The organism is Streptomyces corynorhini, assembly GCF_003346515.1.
GTDB classification, from domain to species: Bacteria; Actinomycetota; Actinomycetes; order Streptomycetales; family Streptomycetaceae; genus Streptomyces; species Streptomyces corynorhini.
Genome location: NZ_QQNA01000031.1, coordinates 61,259 through 81,925, shown reverse-complemented (window position 1 = coordinate 81,925; position 20,667 = coordinate 61,259). Strand labels below are relative to the sequence as shown.

At 72.3% G+C, this 20,667-nt stretch carries 20 protein-coding genes and 1 pseudogene; 8 read left to right on the top strand and 13 right to left on the bottom strand.

Annotated features, from left to right (window positions below; all coding sequences use genetic code 11):
- Nucleotides 1-36 precede the first annotated feature (36 nt).
- Nucleotides 37-1,575, bottom strand: a complete 1,539-nt coding sequence (locus DVH02_RS05730; RefSeq protein ID WP_114622581.1) for an amino acid permease — start codon at nt 1,573-1,575, stop codon at nt 37-39.
- Between the two features lie 174 nt (nt 1,576-1,749).
- Nucleotides 1,750-2,757, bottom strand: coding sequence for a hypothetical protein (locus DVH02_RS05725; RefSeq protein WP_114622580.1), 1,008 nt, complete (start codon nt 2,755-2,757; stop codon nt 1,750-1,752).
- Between the two features lie 705 nt (nt 2,758-3,462).
- Between DVH02_RS05725 and DVH02_RS34695 the strand changes: the two genes are divergently transcribed.
- Both DVH02_RS34695 and DVH02_RS05720 read left to right on the top strand, forming a co-directional pair.
- On the top strand, nt 3,463-3,645 hold the full coding sequence (locus tag DVH02_RS34695) for a hypothetical protein (RefSeq protein ID WP_147286003.1): 183 nt from the start codon (nt 3,463-3,465) through the stop codon (nt 3,643-3,645).
- 350 nt (nt 3,646-3,995) lie between these two features.
- Complete coding sequence (locus DVH02_RS05720) at nt 3,996-5,747, top strand: TIGR03767 family metallophosphoesterase (RefSeq protein ID WP_114622579.1); 1,752 nt, start codon at nt 3,996-3,998, stop codon at nt 5,745-5,747.
- Here the strand turns inward: DVH02_RS05720 and DVH02_RS05715 are convergent.
- Nucleotides 5,737-6,321 (bottom strand): TetR/AcrR family transcriptional regulator, encoded by a 585-nt coding sequence (locus DVH02_RS05715; protein WP_114622578.1) that lies wholly within the window; start codon nt 6,319-6,321, stop codon nt 5,737-5,739. The genes DVH02_RS05720 and DVH02_RS05715 overlap by 11 nt on opposite strands.
- On the bottom strand, nt 6,318-7,799 hold the full coding sequence (locus DVH02_RS05710) for an MFS transporter (protein ID WP_114622577.1): 1,482 nt from the start codon (nt 7,797-7,799) through the stop codon (nt 6,318-6,320). Before DVH02_RS05710 ends, DVH02_RS05715 begins: the two co-directional genes overlap by 4 nt.
- Before the next feature lie 253 nt (nt 7,800-8,052).
- Between DVH02_RS05710 and DVH02_RS05705 the strand changes: the two genes are divergently transcribed.
- A complete protein-coding gene (locus tag DVH02_RS05705; protein WP_114622576.1) occupies nt 8,053-9,306 on the top strand; it encodes a DUF4032 domain-containing protein in 1,254 nt (417 codons plus the stop codon).
- A 73-nt stretch (nt 9,307-9,379) separates the two neighbouring features.
- Here DVH02_RS05705 and DVH02_RS05700 read toward each other — a convergent pair whose 3' ends face one another.
- The 3 genes from DVH02_RS05700 to DVH02_RS05690 are packed head-to-tail and all read right to left on the bottom strand — an operon-like array spanning nt 9,380 to nt 12,066.
- Nucleotides 9,380-10,423, bottom strand: a complete 1,044-nt coding sequence (locus tag DVH02_RS05700) for an NAD(P)/FAD-dependent oxidoreductase (RefSeq protein WP_114622575.1) — start codon at nt 10,421-10,423, stop codon at nt 9,380-9,382.
- Complete coding sequence (locus tag DVH02_RS05695; RefSeq protein WP_114622574.1) at nt 10,420-10,944, bottom strand: isoprenylcysteine carboxyl methyltransferase family protein; 525 nt, start codon at nt 10,942-10,944, stop codon at nt 10,420-10,422. The genes DVH02_RS05700 and DVH02_RS05695 overlap by 4 nt, the downstream gene beginning before the upstream one ends.
- A 51-nt stretch (nt 10,945-10,995) precedes the next feature.
- Nucleotides 10,996-12,066, bottom strand: a complete 1,071-nt coding sequence (locus tag DVH02_RS05690; RefSeq protein WP_114622573.1) for a type III polyketide synthase — start codon at nt 12,064-12,066, stop codon at nt 10,996-10,998.
- A 112-nt stretch (nt 12,067-12,178) separates the two neighbouring features.
- Between DVH02_RS05690 and DVH02_RS05685 the strand changes: the two genes are divergently transcribed.
- Entirely contained in the window at nt 12,179-13,072 is an 894-nt protein-coding gene (locus tag DVH02_RS05685) for a UbiA family prenyltransferase (RefSeq protein ID WP_114622572.1), read from the top strand.
- Between the two features lie 117 nt (nt 13,073-13,189).
- The gene (locus DVH02_RS35505) at nt 13,190-13,366 is read left to right on the top strand and encodes a hypothetical protein (protein ID WP_199566176.1); all 177 of its coding nucleotides are present in this window, start codon (nt 13,190-13,192) and stop codon (nt 13,364-13,366) included.
- Nucleotides 13,367-13,401: 35 nt separating this feature from the next.
- On the opposite strand, the gene DVH02_RS05680 is transcribed toward DVH02_RS35505, so the two are convergent.
- On the bottom strand, nt 13,402-14,109 hold the full coding sequence (locus tag DVH02_RS05680; protein ID WP_114622571.1) for a dienelactone hydrolase family protein: 708 nt from the start codon (nt 14,107-14,109) through the stop codon (nt 13,402-13,404).
- A 242-nt stretch (nt 14,110-14,351) separates the two neighbouring features.
- Here DVH02_RS05680 and DVH02_RS05675 point away from each other — a divergent pair, with 242 nt between their 5' ends.
- Entirely contained in the window at nt 14,352-14,807 is a 456-nt protein-coding gene (locus DVH02_RS05675) for a tellurite resistance TerB family protein (protein ID WP_114622570.1), read from the top strand.
- A gap of 115 nt (nt 14,808-14,922) precedes the next feature.
- Here the strand turns inward: DVH02_RS05675 and DVH02_RS05670 are convergent, their stop codons facing one another.
- On the bottom strand, nt 14,923-16,020 hold the full coding sequence (locus DVH02_RS05670) for an acyltransferase family protein (protein ID WP_114622569.1): 1,098 nt from the start codon (nt 16,018-16,020) through the stop codon (nt 14,923-14,925).
- A gap of 225 nt (nt 16,021-16,245) precedes the next feature.
- Between DVH02_RS05670 and DVH02_RS05665 the strand changes: the two genes are divergently transcribed.
- Complete coding sequence (locus DVH02_RS05665) at nt 16,246-17,037, top strand: MgtC/SapB family protein (RefSeq protein WP_233518051.1); 792 nt, start codon at nt 16,246-16,248, stop codon at nt 17,035-17,037.
- Nucleotides 17,038-17,083: 46 nt separating this feature from the next.
- Here DVH02_RS05665 and DVH02_RS05660 read toward each other — a convergent pair whose 3' ends face one another.
- Nucleotides 17,084-18,130: an SRPBCC family protein gene (locus tag DVH02_RS05660; protein ID WP_114622568.1), complete on the bottom strand. Its 1,047-nt coding sequence runs from the start codon at nt 18,128-18,130 to the stop codon at nt 17,084-17,086.
- Between the two features lie 293 nt (nt 18,131-18,423).
- On the opposite strand from DVH02_RS05660, the pseudogene DVH02_RS05655 reads away from it, so the two are divergent.
- Nucleotides 18,424-18,831, top strand: a pseudogene (locus DVH02_RS05655) (hypothetical protein); the annotation flags it as partial.
- 319 nt (nt 18,832-19,150) lie between these two features.
- Here the strand turns inward: DVH02_RS05655 and DVH02_RS05650 are convergent.
- The 3 genes from DVH02_RS05650 to DVH02_RS05640 are packed head-to-tail and all read right to left on the bottom strand — an operon-like array spanning nt 19,151 to nt 20,643.
- A complete protein-coding gene (locus DVH02_RS05650) occupies nt 19,151-19,756 on the bottom strand; it encodes an HAAS signaling domain-containing protein (protein WP_114622567.1) in 606 nt (201 codons plus the stop codon).
- A complete protein-coding gene (locus DVH02_RS05645) occupies nt 19,753-20,121 on the bottom strand; it encodes a PadR family transcriptional regulator (protein WP_114622566.1) in 369 nt (122 codons plus the stop codon). The genes DVH02_RS05650 and DVH02_RS05645 overlap by 4 nt, the downstream gene beginning before the upstream one ends.
- A 48-nt stretch (nt 20,122-20,169) precedes the next feature.
- Nucleotides 20,170-20,643, bottom strand: coding sequence for a hypothetical protein (locus tag DVH02_RS05640; protein ID WP_114622565.1), 474 nt, complete (start codon nt 20,641-20,643; stop codon nt 20,170-20,172).
- Between the last annotated feature and the right edge of the window lie 24 nt (nt 20,644-20,667).

Sequence of the window (20,667 nt, the reverse complement as noted above, 5' to 3'; positions counted from 1 at the left end):
CGCCCCACACCCCCGGGGAGGAGGCGCGGCCCCCGGTCAGACGATGCCCTCGGAGATCTCCGACTGCTCGCGGGCGTTGCCGTACGCCTGCGGGGTGCTGTACGAGCCGCGGGCCACGTACCACCACACGGTCGCCAGGATCAGCACGACGGCCAGGGCGATCACCGCGTAGTTCATGGTGTCGACGTTCACCGGGTTGGTCTGCGGCAGGCAGAACAGCACCGTCACGAGCGCCACCCAGACCACGGCGATCCAGCCGATGGGCTTGCTCCAGCGGCCGAGGCTCCAGGGACCGGGCTCGAAGCGGCCCTTGGCCCGCAGCTTGAGGAAGATCGGAATGGCGTAGGCGGGGGTGATGCCGATGACGTTGATGGCCGTCACCGCGCCGTAGGCGGTCTCCGAGTAGAGCGAGGGCAGGGCGAGCAGACCGGCCACGACGACCGAGAGCCAGACGGCGGGCACGGGCGTCTGGGTGCGACCGCTGACGCGCCGCCACACCGCGGAGGCGGGCAGGGCGTTGTCACGGCTGAAGGCGAAGACCATCCGGCTGGCCGCCGCGACCTCCGCGTTGCCGCAGAACAGCTGGGCGACGATCACGAGCAGCAGGAGCGCCGTGGCGCCGCTGCTGCCGAGCGCGTCGATGAGGATCTGGGCGGGCGGCACGCCGGTGGCGCTGTTCTGGGCGCCCGCGTAGTCCTGGATCGCGAAGGTGAGCCCGGCGAGCAGCGCGAAGCCGGCGATCCAGGAGACCCAGATGGCGCGGACGATCCCGCGAGCGGCCGTGACGGACGCGTTCGAGGTCTCCTCGGACAGGTGCGCGGAGGCGTCGTACCCGCAGAAGGTGTACTGGGCGAGCAGCAGGCCGATGGCGGCCACGTAGAGCGGGTTCTGCCAGCCGGTGTCATTGACGAACTCGGTGAAGACGTACGAGGCCGACTGGTGCTGGTCGGGGACGATCGCCAGGGCGCCGACGATGACCGCGACGCCGATCAGGTGCCACCAGACACTGATCGAGTTGAGCACGCTGACGAGCTTGACGCCGAAGAGGTTCAGGACGGCGTGCAGCAGCAGGATGCACAGGAAGATGACGAACGTCGAGGTGGGGCTCGGGCTGAAGCCGAACTGGAGGTGCAGGAAGGCGCCGGTGAAGAGCGCGGCGCCGTAGTCGATGCCGGCTATCGCCCCGAGCAGTCCCAGCAGGTTGAGCCAGCCGGTGTACCAGCCCCATTTCCGGCCGCCCAGCCGGTCCGCCATGTAGTAGAGCGCGCCGGAGGTGGGGTAGGCGCTGGTGACCTCCGCCAGCGCCATGCCGACGCAGAGCACGAACAGCCCGACGCCCGCCCAGCCCCAGAGCATCACCGCGGGGCCGCCGGCGCCCATGCCGAAGCCGTACAGCGTCATGCAGCCGGAGAGGACGGAGATCACGGAGAAGCTGATGGCGAAGTTGCCGAAACCGCCCATGCGGCGGGCGAGGACGGGCTGATAGCCCAGCTCGCGCAGCCGCTGCTCTTCGTCCATCTGTGGTAGCGGTGCGGACGGCTCGGCCTTCGACCAGGTCGGAGGGGACGCGGACATGGAAATACCTCCGGTGCGCGAATGCAGGTGGGGGACGGGGATGGACGGCGGACACGGACCCCGCGGGAGACGGGGACCGGCAAGGGCGCGGTCAGGCGGGGAGGGCCTGGCGGACGTGGCGAACGGCGGAGTGCGCCACGTCACCGTGCGGTACGTACGGCGTGCGGGGCCGGTTCAGCCTGACGGCCCGTCGCGCGCGTCCCGGGCCGACGCGAGGCAGCGGCCGCGGGCGCGGAGGAAGACCTCCTCGGCCTGGCCCGCGTCGCCCTGGTTCCTCGTACGGTACGCCCACGGCAGTACGGCGTAGTACGGGCCCAGCGCGTCGAAGACCCGGGCGCCCTCGTCGAACTGGAGCGAGCCCCACAGGGCGTGCGCGAGGTGGTTGAGGTCGAGCAGCGACGCCTCGGCCAGGACCGCGTGGTCGAACCAGAGGTTGAGGGCGCGCAGGGCGTCCCTGGTGGCGTCCTCCGTGACCCAGTGCAGGTCCAGGGCCTTCTCATGGCCGTTCTCGCGGCGGTAGCGCTCCACCCTGACGAAGAGGGGCAGGACGTGCAGCGCGGAGCCCTCGGGCGCCGAGGAGGCGGCCCACTGGACGAAGTTGACGGCCTCCGACAGCGAACCGTCGGTACGCCGCGCGTACACGAACTGGAGCATGCGGTGGTACGCCTCGCGGTTGAACGGGTCGCGCTTGTCGGCCTCGGCGAGCAGCGCCCACGGGCCGGGGAAGAGCATCGGCCCCGGTGGCGGCAGCCGGTGCTCCTCCAGCCGCTGCCGGGAGTCGAGCTGGGACAGGGCGAGCAGGCAGACCCAGGGCACCGGGTCTGCCGGTGCCCGGCGCGCGGCGGTGCCGCACGCCTCCCATGCCTGCTGCCACAGCTCCTGCGTGCGCGGGTGCCCCTCGCGGTGGGCCCGGATGGCGCGCTCCACGCTGACCCGGGTCTGCATCACGGTCGCGGCGGCGCTGCCCGGCTCCTCGGCCAGCCAGGTCTGCACGGTGTCGGAACCGGCGGCGACGGCGGCCAGCACCTGGGTGCGCTGGGTCCACAGCGTCCAGCCCGGTGTCCGGTCCAGCAGATCACGCATCGCGACCCAGCGGCCGGTGCGCAGCTCCTGCACGGCGGCGCGCAGGTCGTTGTCGTGACCGGCCGGGTGGTAGACGGGGCGGAAGTTCTCGCTCGCCATCAGTTCCACTCCTCTCGCGCTCGCGCGCGGGTCCGGTCCACGGGAAACGGCCTCTGTTCGGCTAGGGTCTTTCGTTTGGATCTGGCCGGACCAGGCAACGGGGCACGCGAGCCCGGCGAGATCCAAACGAGAGGCCCTAGCACCTGTCCCCCGTCCCTGGTGGCCCCGGTACGCGTGCGGGCAGGATGCTCCCGCACTCCCGCGGTCCGGAACCACGGTGCCCCCCGGGCTCGGGCAGCGCGCGAGCCTTGTGCGGCCGGGCACGACCGAGGACGCGCCCGGATGAAGTGGTGATCGTCATGGATCCTCTGGTCACGTGGGGGTGGTGCGGTCCGGCGTCGATGGCTGGGACATGGACCTGCCATGCCCGCAGGCGGGAACACCTGATCGAGGCGTCCGCACGCTGCGGCGATCAGTGTAGGGGTCCGATCGCGCGGCTCGAACACGTTGCTGATCTTTGGCAACTCTCTGTTGATCACAGGGGGTTGTCGGCCCGGCGGCGGGTATGACGGACGGTTTTCCCGAGAGCCGGGTCAAGTCGCCTCAAAACACCCACCTCTGTCGCCGGATCAGCACACCATGCGGCAACCGGCCGACCGGCGGGCCGTACCGGGGGCACGGAATGTGACCTAACTGGGATCTATCAAGTACGCAGCGCGCACGGCGCCGTTCGGGCGGGTCACAACCACCGCCGGGCGCGTCGCGTTGCGGACGCACACATCGACCTATGCCAAGGGCAACGCGGTGACGGCACGGGAACGGGCGGGCGACGGGCTGCGGGCGGGGACGGGAGAACACACCGACGAGGAGCGCTGGAAAGGGGGTGGCCCCACCGACGAGGGGGTGCGCCGATGGGGCCAGGAAGGCTCGTACGGCCGGCGGGGGTGAAGGCCGTGTGAGCTTGGCTCGAAGAGTCGTGTGCCCGCTCAGGAGCGACGTATGCCTGCCCACCGCGGCCCGGTTTCCGGACCGCTCCCCTCCCGGCCCGCGGCCGGACGCGCCGCCCCCGGACACCGGCCTTCCCGCCACGGTGAACGCCGAGTGACCGGATCAAGGCCGCGAGCCATGGGGCGTCCGACGGTTCGCTGTCGTCGGTGATCCCTGTGCGGTGATGGGCGCGGACCGTTGGAACGTCGTTCACGCGCAGGCCACGCCGGGTGCGGACCATCGAGAGGCAGCCAGGAGGGGCCGTCCCTCCGGCGTCGTCGCCGATGTGCCGGAACCCGGGAGACCGCACCATGACACGCATACGCTCCGCAGTCACCGCCGTCGCCGCCGTCGACCGGCGCTCCTTCCTCACCGCGACCGGGGCGCTCGGTATCTCGGCGGGGATCGGGGTCGCGCTCGGCGCGGGCGGCGGTTCCGGCGCGGCCGCCGCCGCCCCGGGGGCGGCCGCCGCGCCCGCCGTCCCGGCGCCCCGTACCGGCTCCACCGCCGCCCCGGCCCGTACCGCCCCCGCCCGGACGACGCTGGAGTCGGTCGCCGCGCCGCGTGACACCTCGGCGGCCTACCGGCGGCTCGACGACGGCCCCGGCTGGCGCCGGGTCGTACGGGAGCAGCTCGCGGCGCCCCGGACCGGGCGCACCGGGCGGCGTACCGTCCTCAGCTCTTTCGTGCAGCTCACCGATCTGCACCTGGTGGACGTCCAGCACCCCGTGCGCACCGAGTACCTGCGTTCGCGCCAGCTCTCCGGGTGGCGCCCCCAGGAGGCGCTCACCGTGCCGGGGGCGGCGGCGCTGATCGAGCAGATCAACGCCCTGCGCGAGGGTCCGGCGACCGGGGCCCCGCTGTCGTTCGCCGTGACGACCGGCGACAACACCGACAACAACTCGCGTGCGGAACTGGACTGGTTCCTCACCGTGATGAGCGGTGGGAACATCCTTCCCAACACGGGTGACCGGCGGACCTACGAGGGGGTGCAGAGTTCGGCGGAGCGGCTGTACTGGCACCCGGAGGACGCGCTGCGCGACACCGACAAGCGGCTCGGCTACCCGCGTATCGACGGGTTCCTGGCCGCCGCGATCCGGGCGGTGAACAGCCCCGGGCTGCCCATCCCGTGGTACTCGACCGTCGGCAACCACGACGGTCTGGCCAGCGGCGCCATGGCCGACCGGAGCGGTTTTCTCGCGGAGTTCGCCGTCGGCTCGAAGAAGCTGTACGGGATCCCCGACGCCGAGGCCAAGGAGATGCTGAGGCTGCTGTCGCAGGGCGGCGACCCCGGCGGCGCCCATCTGATCGACCTGCTGCGCCGCTCCAAGCGCCTGATGCGCTCGATCACCCCCGATCCGCGCCGGGCCCCGTTCACCCCGCACGACTGTCTGCGCGCGCACCTCGACCCGGCGTACGCGGGCGCCGGTCCCGTGGGCCACGGCTACACGGCGGCCCACCTCGCCGACGACACGCTCTACTACACGTTTCCGATGGGCGAGAACGTCACAGGCATCAGCCTGGACACCACCGACCGGGGCGGCCACTACACCGGTTCGCTCGACACCACTCAGCTGAACTGGCTGAAGCGGAAGCTGCGGGAGCACCGGGACGGGTACGTCGTCGTCTTCAGCCACCACAACAGCTGGACGATGACCAACACGCACCCCGACCCGGCCCGCCCCGGCGAGGCCCGGCACAACGGCGACGAGGTGGTGGCGCTGCTGCGCGGCAACCCCAGCGTGCTGGCCTGGGTGAACGGGCACAGCCACCGCAACTCGATCCTCCCGCACGGTAGCTTCTGGGAGATCTCGACCGCGTCGCACGTCGACTTCCCGCAGCTGGCCCGGGTGATCGAGATCGCCGACAACAAGGACGGCACCCTGTCGCTGTTCACCACGCTGATCGAGTCGGCGGCGCCGCACCGTACCGACTTCGCGGATCTCTCGCAGACGGGGCTGGCGGCGCTCTACCGGGAGCTGTCCCACAACGCGCCCGGCTCCACCACCGCGCCCGCGGGCAAGCCGGTGGACCGCAACGCCGAGCTGCTGCTCAGCCGGTGACCAGGCGCTGCAGCGCGGGGGCGTAGAGGTCGGCGAGCCGCTCCGGGGTGGCCCGCGCGTTCGCTCCCGTCCGGTGCAGGCTGAGTGTGGCGCCCAGGCCGAGGAGCTGGCCGACGATCAGTTCTGCGCGCAGGGCGCGGTCGCGGCCGGTGAGCAGCGCGCTGAGCCGTGCGGTGATCTGCTGGTCGAAGCGTGCGCGCAGGAGGGTGCGCTCGTCGTCGTTGCCCAGCGAGAAGACGACGCGCAGCAGCGGATCGCCCTGCTGTTCGCGGCGGCTGCGCACCACGGTCAGCACCATATGGCGGCCGAGTTCCTCCGGCGGTACGGCGAACAGCCGGTCGGCGTCGGGGCCGAAGTCGGCGACGGTGTTGAACAGCTTCTCCTTGGTGGCGAAGTGCTTCACGATCAGCGAGGCGCTCACGCCCGCGTCCGCGGCGATGCCCCGCAGGGTCACCTCGGCGTAGGGGCGGAAGGCGAAGGCGCGCCGCGCCGCGCGCAGGATCGCGGCGCGGCCGCTCTGCGCGTCGCCGGTGGCGGCCCCGCCGGTCGCCGGTGCTGTCTCCTGCGCGTTCACGCGCCCTCCTGGACGAGCGATGTGGTTCGGTCCCGCCCGACGCTACCGGGGGCGGCGGGCCGCTGCCGCGGCAGGCACAGGGTGACGGCCAGCGCGAGGAGCGCGGCGCCGCCCGCCATGAGGAAGACCAGCAGATACGCGTGGAGGGTGGGGGCGGTACGGCCGCCCGCCTCGAAGGTGACGTTGGCGAGTACGGCGGCGACGGCGGCGCTGCAGAACGCCTGCCCGACCGAGCGCATCAGGGTGTTGAGGCCGTTGGCCGCGCCCGTCTCGCCGACCGGCACGGCCCGCATCACGAGGGCGGGCAGCGCGGAGTAGGCGACGGCGGTGCCCGCGGCGACCACGGTGGCGCCGAGGACGATGGTCCACAGCTGATGGCTGGTGAAGAAGCGCACCACGTAGCCGACGGCGAGGATCGCGGAGGCGAGCGCGAGCGTGGTCTTGGGCCCGTACGCGGCGGAGATCCTGGCGGACACGGGTGAGAGCGCGACCATCGTGAGCCCGCCGGGCAGCAGGCACAGCCCGCTGACGACGATGGAGGCGCCCAGGCCGTATCCGGTGCTCGTCGGCTCCTGGACCATCTGGGCGGTGGACAGCGAGTTGGCGTAGAAGGCGAAGCCGATCAGGAGGGCGGCGAGGTTGCTGAGCAGGACGGCGGGCCGCGCGGAGACCCGCAGATCGACCATCGGGGAGGGGACCCGCAGTTCGTAGCGGCCCCAGAGCAGTCCGACGGCCACGGCGAGGACGAGCAGTCCGAGGGTGCGGGGCGAGGTCCACCCCCACTGGCCGCCCTGGGTGACCGCCAGCAGCAGGCTGACCAGCGCCGCCGACAGCCCGAGCGCCCCCACGGCGTCGAAGCGGCCGCGCGAGCGCAGCGGCGACTCCGGTACGCAGAGCAGCACCAGCGCGATGTCGAGGAGCCCGAGTCCTGCCGAGGCCCAGAACATGGTGTGCCAGTCGTAGTGCTCGACGACCAGCGCGGCGACGGGCAGCCCGACGGCCGCGCCGATCCCCAGGGTCGAACTCATCAGCGCGACGGACGGCAACACGCGTTCGGGCGCCAGTTCGTCGCGCATGATGCTGATGCCGAGCGGGACGACGGCGAGCGCGGCGCCCTGGAGGGCGCGGCCCGTGATCAGCACGCCGATCTGGGAGCTGACGGCGCACAGGACGGATCCGCAGACCAGTACGCCGAGGGAGGCGAGGAGCACACGGCACTTGCCGTACATGTCCCCGACGCGTCCGAGTACGGGGGTGCAGACGGCGCCGGTGAGCAGGGTGACGGTGACCAGCCAGCTCGCGCCGGTGGCGCTGGCTCCGGTGAGGGCGGGGACGTGCGGCAGCAGCGGTACGACCAGCGTCTGCATGACCGCCACGACCACCCCGCAGAACGCGAGCACGGCGACCAGATGGCGGGGGTGCGGGGCCGGCTCGGGGGCCGGGTCCCCGGCGGCGGGCTCGGATATCGCTTCGGGCATCTCTCTCCGTAGGTCGGTGGTGCGCGCGTCCGGGGTGCACAGACGTGGTAGGTCGGTGGTGCGCGCGTCCGCGCGGTGCACAGGCGTTCACCCCAGGGTAAACGCCTGTGCACCCCGGCGCCGCGGCACGGTGCGCACGGGTTCGCCCCGGCCTCCGCGGTAGCCCGGTCCCGGCCCTGTCCGGGCGACCCGGCACACTGTGCCTCGGCGGGCGCGCGTTCCGCCCCGCCCGACGACCGCCGTGGGAGGCACGATGGCGCTCCAGATCAGCGCGACCAATCCCGAGCAGCCCGCCGTACTCCTCGACCTGCCCTGGAACACCCCGCTGGACCAGTGGCCGGAGGAGTGCCTCGTCGCGCTGCCGCGCGGCATCTCGCGCCATGTGGTGCGCTTCGCGTCGGCCGGGCCCGAGGTGGTGGCGGTCAAGGAGATATCGGAGCGCGGCGCGGTGCGCGAGTTCGGACTGCTGCGCGATCTGCACCGGCTGGGCATCCCCGCCGTCGACCCGGTGGCGGTGGTGACCGGGCGGCGGTCCGCGGACGGCGAGGAGCTGGAGCCCGCGCTGATCACCCGGCATCTCAAGGGGTCGCTGCCCTACCGCGCCATGTTCGAGTCGACGATGCGCCCCAGCACGGTCAAGCGGCTGATGGACGCGCTGGCCGTGCTGCTGGTCCGGCTGCATCTGGCCGGGTTCGCCTGGGGCGACTGCTCGCTGTCCAACGTGCTGTTCCGGCGGGACGCGGGGGCGTACGCCGCCTATCTGGTGGACGCGGAGACCGGCCAGCTGCAGCAGAACCTGAGCGTCGGCCAGCGCGACTACGACATCGAGCTGGCCCGGGTGAACATCGCGGGGGAGCTGATGGACCTGGAGGCGTCGGGCGCTCTGCACCCGTCCGTCGACCCGGTGCCGTTCGGCGCGGCGATCGTCAGGCGCTACGCGGACCTGTGGCACGAGGTGACGCGCGAGTCGGTGTACCCGGTGGGCAAGCGGCACTACATCGACCGGCGGATCCGGCGCCTCAACGACCTGGGCTTCGACGTGGCCGAGATGCAGATCCAGCGCTCACCGCAGGGCGACACCGTGACCTTCCTGCCGAAGGTGGTGGACGCCGGCCACCACCAGCGTCAGTTGCTGCGGCTGACCGGTCTCGACGCCGAGGAGAACCAGGCCAGGCGGCTGCTCAACGACCTGGAGAGCTGGATGGCCGGTGAGGACGACTACGCGCCGGGCGATCCGCTGGGGGCCAGGCCCGAGGTGCTCGCGCACCGCTGGGTGCGCGACGTGTTCCGGCCGACCGTGCGCGCCGTGCCGCTGGAGCTGCGCGGCGAGATGGACACGGCGCAGATCTACCACGAGGTGCTGGAGCACCGCTGGTACCTGTCGGAGGCCGCGGGCAGCGATGTGGGCCTCGACGCGACCATCGCGGACTACCTGGTGAACGTCCTGCCGCACACGGCCGCCTCGATGGAGCCGCGGGGGACGGACCCGGCCGACCTGTCCCCCTGAGAACGGTCCGGCGAGGAGCGGTGGCGGGGCGGGCGGCCCGACGGCGAGCGGCCCCGGCCGCCGGGCGCGCCCTTCACTGGAGGGCGCGCACGGCCGCCGCGAAGACAGCGGGCATACGGGCCGCGGCCGGGACGATCAGCCGGGCGCCCGTACGGTGGCAGCCGATCCGCACCAGCGCCTGCGTGAGCAGCCGGTGGCGCCGCGAGAGGGCGCGCCACCTGGCCTCGTACTCCTGCGGCCTGCCCGCGCGCAGACACCGTACGGCCGCCTCGGCGGAGGCCAGCGCGAGCGCGACGCCCTCTCCGGTGACGGCGTCGACGTAGCCGGCGGCGTCGCCGACCAGGAGCACGCGCCCGGCCGTTCTGCTGCGCACCCGGCGGCGCAGCGGGCCCGCGCCGCGTACCGCCGTCGCGGGCTCGCCGTCCAGCCGGGCCAGCAGTTCGGGGAAGCGGGCGAGATGGTCGTCGTAGCCGCGCCTGACCGTGCTCAGCACGGCCACCCCGACCAGATCGTCGGCCACCGGTGTCACATACGCCTCACCGGCCGCACCGCCCCCGGGGGCGCCGTCCCCCCGTGCCCAGTGCACCTCCACGAAGTCCGTCCACGGCCGCACCCGGTAGTGCCGCCGCAGCCCGTAGCGGATCGGGCCCCGCTGGGGCAGCTCCAGGCCCAGTCCGCGCCGTACCGGTGAGTGCAGCCCGTCCGCCGCCACCAGCCAGCGCGCCCGCAGCCCGGCGGCGGTGACCGAGTCGGCGTTCTGCTCGATCGCGCCGACCCGCCCGGTCACCGTCCGCGCCCCCGCCTCCTCGGCCCGCCGCGCCAGCGCCGCGTGCAGTGCGGTGCGCCGTACGCCGAGCCCCGTACCGTTGTCGAACGGCGCCTGGGCCCGGCGCGCCCCGCTCACGTAGCGGATCCCGCGCAGCTCGCGGCCGTCGGGGAGGTCGAGCCCGAGCGCGCGCAGGGCGCGCACGCCGCTGGGCATCACGCCCTCGCCGCACGCCTTGTCCACCGGGGTGGCGCGTGGTTCGATCACCACCGTCTCCAGCCCGGCCAGCGCGGCGTGCGCAGCGGTGGCGAGCCCGGCGGGCCCGCCGCCCACCACCAGCAGGTCGATCACGGCCGGGCGCCGAGGGCCGCCGTGGCCAGCGCGCTGTTCTCGCAGCGCAGCCGCACCGCCAGCAGGCCCGCGTTGAGGACGGTGAACACCAGCGCGGTGATCCAGGCACCGTGCACCAGCGGCAGCGCCACCCCCTCGGCCGCCACCGCCACGTAGTTGGGGTGCCGCAGCAGCCGGTAGGGGCCGCCCGTCACCAGCGGCAGACCGGGCACGACCAGCACCTTGGTGTTCCAGTGCGGCCCCAGCGTACGGACGCACCACCAGCGCAGCGCCTGCGCGGCCACGACGACGGCGAACATCGTCCAGCCGACCGACGGCACGAACGGCCGGTCGGCCAGCCGTACTTCCGCCAGACAGCCCAGCAGCAGCCCCGTGTGCAGGGCGACCATCGGCGGATAGTGTCCCCGGCCGTACTCGACGGCCCCGCGCTCGCGGCTCCAGCGCGCGTTGCGCCGGGCGACGACGAGTTCGGCGACGCGCTCGGCGCCGACCGCCAGGACCAGCGCGGTGTACCAGATCATCTCTCTCCCGGGGCTGTTGTGACGGACGGGCCCGACCGGCCGCGCCCGCTGCTACCAGCGGAGCAGCACCAGTTCCGAGCAGAAGCCGGGCCCCATGGCGAGCAGCAGACCGGCGCTGCCCGGCGGTGGCCGCCGCTCGGCGAGCGTGTCGCGCAGGACGTGCAGGACGGAGGACGACGACATGTTGCCCACCGCCGCCAGCGAGCGCCAGGTGACGTCGAGGGCGCCGTCGGGCAGGTCGAGCACCTCCTCGATCGCCTCCAGGACCTTCGGGCCGCCGGGATGGCAGACCCACACGGTGATGTCCCGGCGGGTGAGTCCGTGATCGGCGAGGAACGTTTCCACGTCCGCGCCGAGGTTCTTGCGTACGAGATCGGGGACGCTCGCGTCGAGGACGATCCGGAAGCCCGATCCGGTGATGTCCCAGCCCATCGCCTGTTCGGTGTCCGGGTAGAGGTGGCTGCGGGTGTCGACGACGACGGGCCCGGCGTGCGCGTCGCCGTCCGCCGCCCGGCGCCGGGCGCCGCAGGCCACGACGGCGGCGGCGCCGTCGCCGAAGAGCGCCGTGGCGACGAGGTTGGCGGGCGAGGGGTCGTCGCGCTGGAAGGTGAGCGAGCACAGCTCGACGGAGAGCAGGACGGCGATGTCGTCGGGCCGGCCCAGCAGGTAGTCGTGCAGCCGGGCGATTCCGGCGGCTCCCGCGACACACCCGAGCCCGAAGACCGGCACCCGTCGCACATCGGGCCGCAGACCGAGCAGCCCCACGAGCCGGGCGTCCACGGAGGGTGCGGCGATGCCGGTCACCGAGGCGAACATCAGGAAGTCGACGTCGCGCGGCGAGATCCGCGCCGCGTCCAGCGCGCCGGTGACGGCCTCGGCGCCCAGCGGCAGGGCCGCCGCGATGAAGGCGTCGTTGACCGCGCCGAAGTCGTCGAGTGCGGCGTACCGGTCGAGCGGCAGCACCGTATGACGCGTCGTCACGCGCGCGCTGCCGTGCAGCCGGTCGAGCACCCGGCGGTCGGCGCCCTCGGGGAGACAGGTCCTGGCGACCATCTCCGTGATGTCGTGCTGGCTGTGGCGGTGGGGAGCCAGGGCTCCGTGCACGGCTGCGATGCGAGTCATCTGCGGTCCGGGGTCGGAGGGCGACTGACGTGCCATCCCTGCCCGCGCACCACCGAGCCACACGTGAAGTCGCCTGGACGGCCCTCGGGCGGCCCGTGTCTACGATGAGCGTGTGGACGCTGACGAGCAGCCGGGCGGCGCGGCGGGTTTCCCGGGTGCGCTGCCACGGGCCCGGCCGCCGCGGGTGGCGTGGCCGCGCCGGGCCGGGGCGCTGGCCGCGGCCTGCCATCCGGGCCCCACCGTCGCGGTGACCCTGCTGGTCGCCGGGCTCGCCGCGGCGTCCGGGCAGGACGCGTACGGCTGTGTCCTGGCCGGTGCCGCCGTGCTGGCCGGGCAGTTGTCGGTCGGCTGGAGCAACGACGCGGTGGACGCGGCCAGGGACCGCGCGGCGGGGCGCGGTGCCAAGCCCGTGGTGGGCGGAGCCGTGACGGAGCGGACCGTGCGCAGGGCCGCTCTGGTCGCGCTGGCGCTCTGTGTGCCGCTGTCGCTCGGGTACGGGACGCTCGCCGGGGCGGTGCATCTGGTGGGCGTGGCCGCGGCGTGGGCGTACAACCTGCGGCTCAAGGGGACCGTGCTGTCCTGGCTGCCGTACGCCGTCGGCTTCGCGTCCCTGCCCGCCTTCGTGACGCTCGGTCTGCCGGGGCGACCGCTGCCGCCCTGGTGGGTCGTCGGCGCCGCCGCCCTGCTCGGGGTGGGCGCGCATCTGGGCAACGTACTGCCGGACATCGCGTCGGATCTGGCCCTGGGGGTGCGCGGCTGGCCGCAGCGGTTGGGACCGGGTGCCGTCCGGCTGCTGCTGCCGGTCCCGCTGGTGGCGGCCACTGTGCTGCTGGCGCTGGGCCGGCCGGGGCCGCTCGGCGCCGTCGCGGTGGGGGTGGCACTGGCCGCCGCGGCCGGCGCCTCGCTGATGGGCCGTCGCAGGCCGGGGCTGCCGTTCCTCGCGGCCATCGTGGTGGCCGGGGTGGATGTGGCGCTGCTGCTGTGGCAGGGCGCCGGGGCCGGGTGAGGGCGCCGCACCTGGCACGGGTCGACGACTGATCGCGGCGTACGGGGGCACTCGGCAGGTCAACGGCACGGGCGCCGAACCTCGGTGACCGGCCGTCAATTCCCCTGGAGTGGACTCATGTTGGGTTTCGTAGCAGCGGTGCTTTTCGGTATCGCGTTCCTCATCAACGCCACCGACACCTCCGTGGACGCCATCTTCGCACCGACCAGTCTGATGCTTTTCGGACTGGCCCTGCTCGCCCTCCATGTGGCGGGCGTCGGGACCGGCTGGGCGGCGCGTGGCAGGCGGCGCTGACCCGGCCACGCCCCGGATCCGTCGGGTACGGCGTGTCAGGAGCCGTCCTGGGCCAGCCGCTCGCGCAGGAAGGCGAGGGTACGCTCCCACGCCAGGCTCGCGGACGCCGCGTGATGCGCCTCGGGGCGGCCGTCGTTGAAGAAGGCGTGGCCCGCGCCCGGGTAGACGTGGAAGACGGGGACGATGCCCGACTGGTCCTCGATGGTCGTGCTGAGTTCTTCGAGCGTCGCGAGGGGCACGGTCTCGTCCCGCTCGCCGTAGTGGCCGAGGATCTCCGCCTTCAGGCCGCTGAAGTCGGGCACGCCGTCCTTGATCACACCGTAGAACGGGACGGCGGCGGAGATCCGCTGGTCCTCGGCGGCGAGGCCGAGGACGAATCCGCCGCCCATGCAGAAGCCGACGGTCCCGACGGTGCCGCCGTCCGTCTCGGGCCGGTCCAGGAGATAGCCGACGGCGCCTTCGAGCAGCTCCACCGCGCGCGCGGTGGGCAGTTCGAGCATCATGCGCAGCGCCTCGTCCGTGTCGTGTGCGACCTCGCCGCCGTAGAGGTCCGGGGCCAGCGCGACGAAACCGGCCTGGGCGAGCCGGTCGGCGACGTCCTTGATGTGGGCGGTCAGCCCCCACCACTCCTGGATGACGACGACCCCGGGCCCGTGCCCGGCCGGGGGTACGGCGAGATAGCCGTAGGCGGTGGTCCCGGCGCTCGGGAAGGAGACGTTCTGGAGATTCGGCTCGGTGGACATGGGGACTCCCAGCTGTCGGCGGGTTGACGGAGGACGGGTAAGGACGACGGGCTACGGACGACGGGGACGGGGACGGGGACGACGTCAGGATCGTACGGAAGCGGAGGCGTGAAGGGCGCACGCCCCTCCGGGTGGCGCTGGTCACCCACCGGATCGCGCCGAACTCCGCGTCGCGGGCACGCGTCGGCGGCTTCGCGCGTTGAGCCGGTTGGTTCGTGTGACACCAGAGGAGAGATGACGGAATGGCCCTGTGGGACCGGTTCAAGGAATCCGCCGCGACGATGCAGACGCAGCTCGTGGCGAAGAAGAACGACCTCAAGAGCGGTGCCTTCCGCGACGCGAGCATGGCGATGTGCGCCCTCGTCGCCGCGGCGGACGGCTCGGTCGACCCGTCGGAGCGGCAGCGGGTCGCCGCGCTCATCGCCAACAATGAGGTGTTGCAGAACTTCCCGGCGGAGGACCTCCAGCGCCGCTTCGACGACTGTCTGAACAAGCTGGCCGCCGATTTCGCCTTCGGCAAGGTCGGTCTGCTGCAGGAGGTGGCCAAGGCGAAGAAGAAGCCGGCGGAGGCGCGGGCCGTCGTCCAGATCGGCATCGTCATCGGCGGAGCCGACGGCGACTTCGACAAGACCGAGCAGGCCGTGGTACGGGAGGCGTGCTACGCGCTGGACCTGCCGCCGCACGAGTTCGACCTCTGATCCGGTCTTCGGCCGACACCGGTTGACACCGGTTGACACCGGTTGACGGAGGGCGCGGGGCGGTGGCGCGGAGCCACCGCCCCGCGTTGTCGTCCGCCACGGGGAGTGACAGGACTCAGGCCCTGTCTTCGGAGTCCCGCCTGAAGGCCCAGGCCATCTCCGGTTCCAGGGCGAAGCGGAAGATCCGCCGGACCGGGGGTGTGCAGAGGACGGTGACGGCCACCGCCGCGAGGACCGTCACGAAGACGGCTCCCAGGGGCTCGCGCAGCCACGCCGGGTCGTACCAGTGCCAGGTGGAGGCGGACTGCGCGAGGAATCCGTGCAGCAGATAGCCGCAGAGCGTGCCCGCGCCCAGGACCGTGAACCACCTGGGCCTGCCGGGCACCCAGGCGTAGAAGCAGGCCGTCAGGACGAGCGAGCAGCAGAACAGGCCGATCGTCATCAGGATCCCGGCCCACCAGGGCGCGCCCAGCTCCTGGGCGCTGTCCCGGTGGAAGAACCAGTCCATGTTCATCCGGGTGACCGCCCAGTACGCGAAGCCGACGGCTGCCGCGAAGACCGGCACCGCCAGCAGACGCACCTCCTTGCGGCGCACCAGCTGGAAGTGTTCCGGCTTGAGCTGGAGGCCGAGTACGAAGAACGGCAGGAACTGCAGGACCCGCTGGAGGTCGAGATCGTCGCCGATGTCCGGCGAGACGACGGCCAGCGCGGCGATCAGCAGCGCGAGCGGGAGGGGCCACCGGACCAGCCGCCAGATGGGGGCCGTCATGCGCCAGATGAAGAGGGCGAGCAGGAACCAGGTCAGATACCAGGGGTCCAGCAGGCTGATCTCCATGGACGGATCGTTGTCGGTGTAGCGGTGGAAGAGGCTGTAGGCGACCTCGAACACGAGGTACGGGACGGCGACCCCGGTGATCAGTCGGCGCACCCGGTCGGGCCGGAAGTCGAAACCGCGTGAGAAGTAGCCGGAGATGACGATGAACGCCGGCATGTGGAAGGAGTAGACGACGATGTAGAGCGCGGAGACGGCCCGGCTGCTGTCCCGCAGGGGCTCCCAGGAGTGCCCGATGGCGACCAGGACGATCGCCAGATACTTCGCGTTGTCGAAGAACGCGTCCCGCTGTTTGCCCGGTGTCCCGGCAGTCGCGTCCGGCACCGGGGCCGCCGCCGGAACCTTGGCCAGGTCGGCGTGTTGCTCTGTGGTCTGCGTCATACTGCCTCCCGGAGGGAACGCGGGAGATCACAGACGCCTCTTAGCAAGTTCGTGGGGGGAAACTGCGAAGCAAACATTCCAGGCACCCTAACGAGGTCTGCCGCCCGCTCTCCACCCGGGTGGCCGGGACCGGTCCGTGCCGCGAGCGGGCCCCGGCCCGCCCGGTACCGTCGTCGGTCCCACGGTGAGGAGGCTCTTTTGCCCGTCGCGTCCGTCGTATCCGCCCTGTCCGCCGCGTCCACAGCGTCCGTCGCGCATCCCGCTCTGGCGGTTCCGCTGTTCGATCCGAACGCGGGACAAGGCGCGCGCCAGTTCGCCGAACTGGGGCTGGCGCTGCTGCTGTCGAGCCTGATCGGAGCGGAGCGGGCCACCCAGCAGAAGAGCGCGGGGCTGCGCACCCACACGCTCGTCGGGGTGGGCAGCGCGCTGTTCATGGTGGTGTCGCAGCACGGCTTCAACGCGGTGCTGGGGCTGGAGAACGTCTCCTTCGACCCCTCGCGCGTCGCCGCCCAGATCGTCTCCGGCATCGGCTTCATCGGCGGCGGGCTGATCTTCGTACGCCGGGACGCCGTACGGGGGCTGACCACCGCCGCCACGGTCTGGCTCACCTGTGCCATCGGCATGGCGTGCGGGGGCGGGCTGCCGCTGCTGGCGATCGGCGCGACCCTGGTGCACTTCCTGGTCATCCAGGGATACCCGTGGCTGACCAGGCGCGTCCCGGTGCTCGCCAGCACCGAGCAGACGCGGCTGCATCTGTCCTACCGCGTGGGGACGGGGGTGCTGACCCGGGTGCTGGAGCACATCACCGGCAAGGGCTTCGAGGTGGCGCGGATCCGGGTGGACCGGGCGGCGGCCCGCCCCGCCGACCAGGACGAGCAGGAGGGCCTCCACGCCGGGACCGCCCTGGTGTACGTCGATGTCGAGGGCACCGGCAACGTCCATCAGCTGGTGGCCGAGGTGGCGGAGTTCGACGAGGTGCTGAGTGTGTCGTCCCTGGAGGCGGACATCGGCGACTGACCGCGAGGAGACTCAGCGGGCGAGGAGACTCAGCGGGCGAGGAGACTCAGCGGGCGAGGAGCGCCGTCGCCAGCTCGTCGATCCTGGCGTGCCACGCGCTCAGCGCGGTGTCCGTGTCGAAGTCCGCGGGACCGGTCTGGGTGAGGACGAGCCGGGCGCCGTGGCCGGTGCCCTCGCCCAGTTCCCAGCGGACCGCGGAGTCGGGCGTCGCCTGGTACGTGAGGGATGCCGGTGCCCGGACCTCGGTGACCGGTCCCGCCGGGACCTTCCGCGCGGTGAAGCCCTCCGGTACGGGCAGTCCGGCGACCGGCTCGATCCCCGCGGACAGCACTTCCCAGACGGTTTCGGCCGGCCGGACCAGCTGGCGCTCGAAGCGGACCCGCTTCACGGCGCCGTCCGCGCCGGAGGGGCCGGGCGTGCCGGAGGGGCCGCCCGTACCGGAGGGGCCGGGCGTGCCGGTCGCCTCCCGCGCGGGCGCGGCCCCGACGGCGCCCAGGTCGAGGCCGAACGCGCGGAGGTAGGACTCGTGCAGCTCCCCGGTGTCGCGGCCGGGTACGACGCGCTCGCCGTCGAGCGACTGGCCGAGCGCGGTGAGGCACAGGTGCCAGCCGGAGGCGAAGCTCGCGGCGCCGGGCAGATCCCCGAAGGTGTGGACGAGGGTGAGCAGGGACCCTTCGCCGTCGGGGGCGAGGGACCAGCTCAGATGGTCGGTGCCCCAGGTGAAGGCGAACAGCCGGGGCGCCTCGGCGGCGGTGACGGCGCCCGTCATCACCGTCTCGGAGCCGTCGCCCGCGCTGTCGCCCGCTCCGTCACCCGCGCCGACGGCTGCGGCTGCGGTGCCGACGTCGGGAAAGCGGAACTCCATCCTGCCGCCCGGGGTGAGGTCGAGTGCGACCTCGGAGGGGAACCACTGCGCCAGCGCGGCGGGATCCGTGAGCGCCGCCCAGACCCGCTCGGGCGGCTGCGCGAGGCGGCGCTCCATGCGCAGCGCGGTACGGCCGTCCGTCGTGGTCAGGGTGGCGTTGTCCGGCGCGGCGGCGTCGGGGTCCGGGTGCCGAGCGGGGTTCGGGTGGGGGCCCGGGGTGGTGTTCATGGTGTGTCGTCCTCCGTCGCTTCAAGGTGCCGTTCGAGCGCGTCGAGCGTGCCGGACCACAGGCGCCCGGTAGGGGCGAGCCGGTGGACGGCGGTTCGCATTGTGGCCGGAACTTCCTGGTGACAGCTCGTCAGCAATTCCCTCATAGTTGTAAGTTCGGGCATTCGGAGACCGATCTCCGCCATACGGCGCAATCGGCCTGCGTATTCGCCCCGCGAGACCGCGCGACGTCACTGAAAAAGCACTGTGGCCCCGGCCACCAGGCAGGACAGAACGGCGCAAGGAGAGCGGCCGTGCATGACGAATTCCTGTGCCATGTCACCGCGTACGGCATCTGCGGCGGACAGCGAGTCGGCGTCCCTCTGGGAACATATCGCGCCCCTACTCTGGCTCTTGCACTGTGGTGGTTGCGGGACCGGGCGACCTGGATAGCGGAACGGCTCGACCCCAGCCCGGAAAGGGAGCACTTTCCGGCCAGAGCGCTGACTCCGGTCGGAGAGAGCGTGCCGGACGTACCGGCCACGCTGCGGGCCTGGCGGGACGACGTGGCCCATCAGGAGATGATCGCGGAGCAGTTGGCCGCGGGACACCTGATCCGCGTCGCCACCCGCGACGACACCACCGAATACGAACTGCTCGCGGAATCCGTGGACGCCATGAGAATGGACCGGGCGCTGCCGGTTCTGATCACGCCCGTCGCCCTGTCGGAGAGATCCCTGCTGGAGCCCTCTCTCACCGCTCCGGCGCCGCTCGCGTACGGCGAGCGGGACGCGTATCGGGAGCCCCCGCTGCCGTTCGGCCCGCAGTACGGCTGAGTACCTGGCGCTTGCGGGGATCTTGAGAATTGGGGGCTTGAGGACACGAAAGCACCGTTGACGAACTCGTCGACGGTGCTTTCGACGGGCGCCGAGAGGCGCGGTTCTGGCGTTCGCGGAACCGTTGCAGGCGGCCTGGCCATGGACTCTTTCGGAAAAGCACCTCGGGGTGACGGTAACGGTGGCGGCGCGGGCCGGTCACGGGTCATGCGGTCCGGCGAATTCGCTGCCGGACCCGTGCGGCGGAACGGTGCAGCCGGACCGCCGCTGTCACCGGGAGGGAAGCTGCCACCACCAGGGTGGCCATCACCGCGACGGCCGTCAGACCGCCGCCTGCCACGGAGAAGACGGCGGCGAGCCCGGGGACCACGATGACCGGCGAGAACATGAGCAGCGTCGCCTGCCACTTCTCCCGGCGTGCCCACTGCCGGGACCTCCACAGCCGTACGAGTGCGGCGATCATGGCAGCCGGTGCGAAGAACGATCCGATCACCGGGATGAGCGCGGCCGGCAGCGCGACGACGATCAGACAGAGGGTGATCGCGGTGCGCCTGCCGCTCTCCGGTACGGGGCCGCTGTTCGCCTCCTCGGCCAGGGCGGCAGCGACGATCTCCCCGGGTGTCCCCAGTTGATCCAGGACGCGGCGCACATCGCCCTCGTCGACGGTGTCGGATTCCGCCAGCGCCACTTCGATGTGCTCGCGCAGATCTGCCAGCAGTTCCTGACGGCGGACGTCGGGAAGCACCGCGGCCCGGTCCCCGACCGAGGAGAGATAGGAGTGCACGAGGGGGTGGGCGAAAGTGTCGTTCACGTTGTCTCTCCTGGGGTGAGGAAGTGGTCGACGGCGGTGCGGAAGGAGGGCCAGTTCGCGGTGAACTCCTCCAGCGCGCTACGTCCGGCGTCGGTCAGTGTGTAGTACCTGCGTGGCGGTCCGTTCTCGGATTCCCGCAGGTGGGTGTCGGCGAGCCCGGTTCGCCGGAGGCGCGACAACAGGGGGTAGATCGTGCCCTGGCTGGTTGCCATGACGTCGACCCTGGCAAGCTCCGCCAGCAGCTCCACCCCGTAGCGGGGTCCGTCCCGCAGCAGCGCCAGGACGCAGTACTCCAGCACCCCCTTACGGAGCTGACTCGCCACTCGGCCATCCGCCCCGGGGATACTTGCATAACCATCTACCATGCAAAGCAAGCTACCACGCCGGGACGGGTCCGCCGCGGACCGGTGGGATTACGCGGGCTTGTCGGGGCGGTCACCGTCCACTTCGCCGAGGTAGGTGCCCAGCGGCTGGACGGCCGCCCGGAGCTGGTCGAAGTACGAGGCGAAGTACGAGGCGAAGTAGGTCATGAACGCGGGATCCCCGGCACAGAAGCCGTTCAGCCTCTGACGTGGCCCGCCGGAGAACGCCAGAAACATCAGGCTGTCGTCGATCAGCGCCATGTTCGGGCCGTCGGCCGCCGCGGTCCACCGCGGCGCGTTGGCCTCGTAGTTGAGGATGTGCTCGCTGTCCTCGTAGTGCTGACGGGCCCAGGCGAACATGTCCCGGTCAGGAAGCCCCTTGCGTTCGGGGATACCGATGATGCGCCGCACCCTTCGTTCGTCGTCGCTGTCCTCGCCGGCCCAGTCCAGGATGGTCCGGAAGTATTGGGCGGAGGCCCGGGTCGTGTACTGCGTGGGCGGGTAACGGCGCGTCTGCGACCGCACCCCATTCTGCGGGCGAGGGCCTCC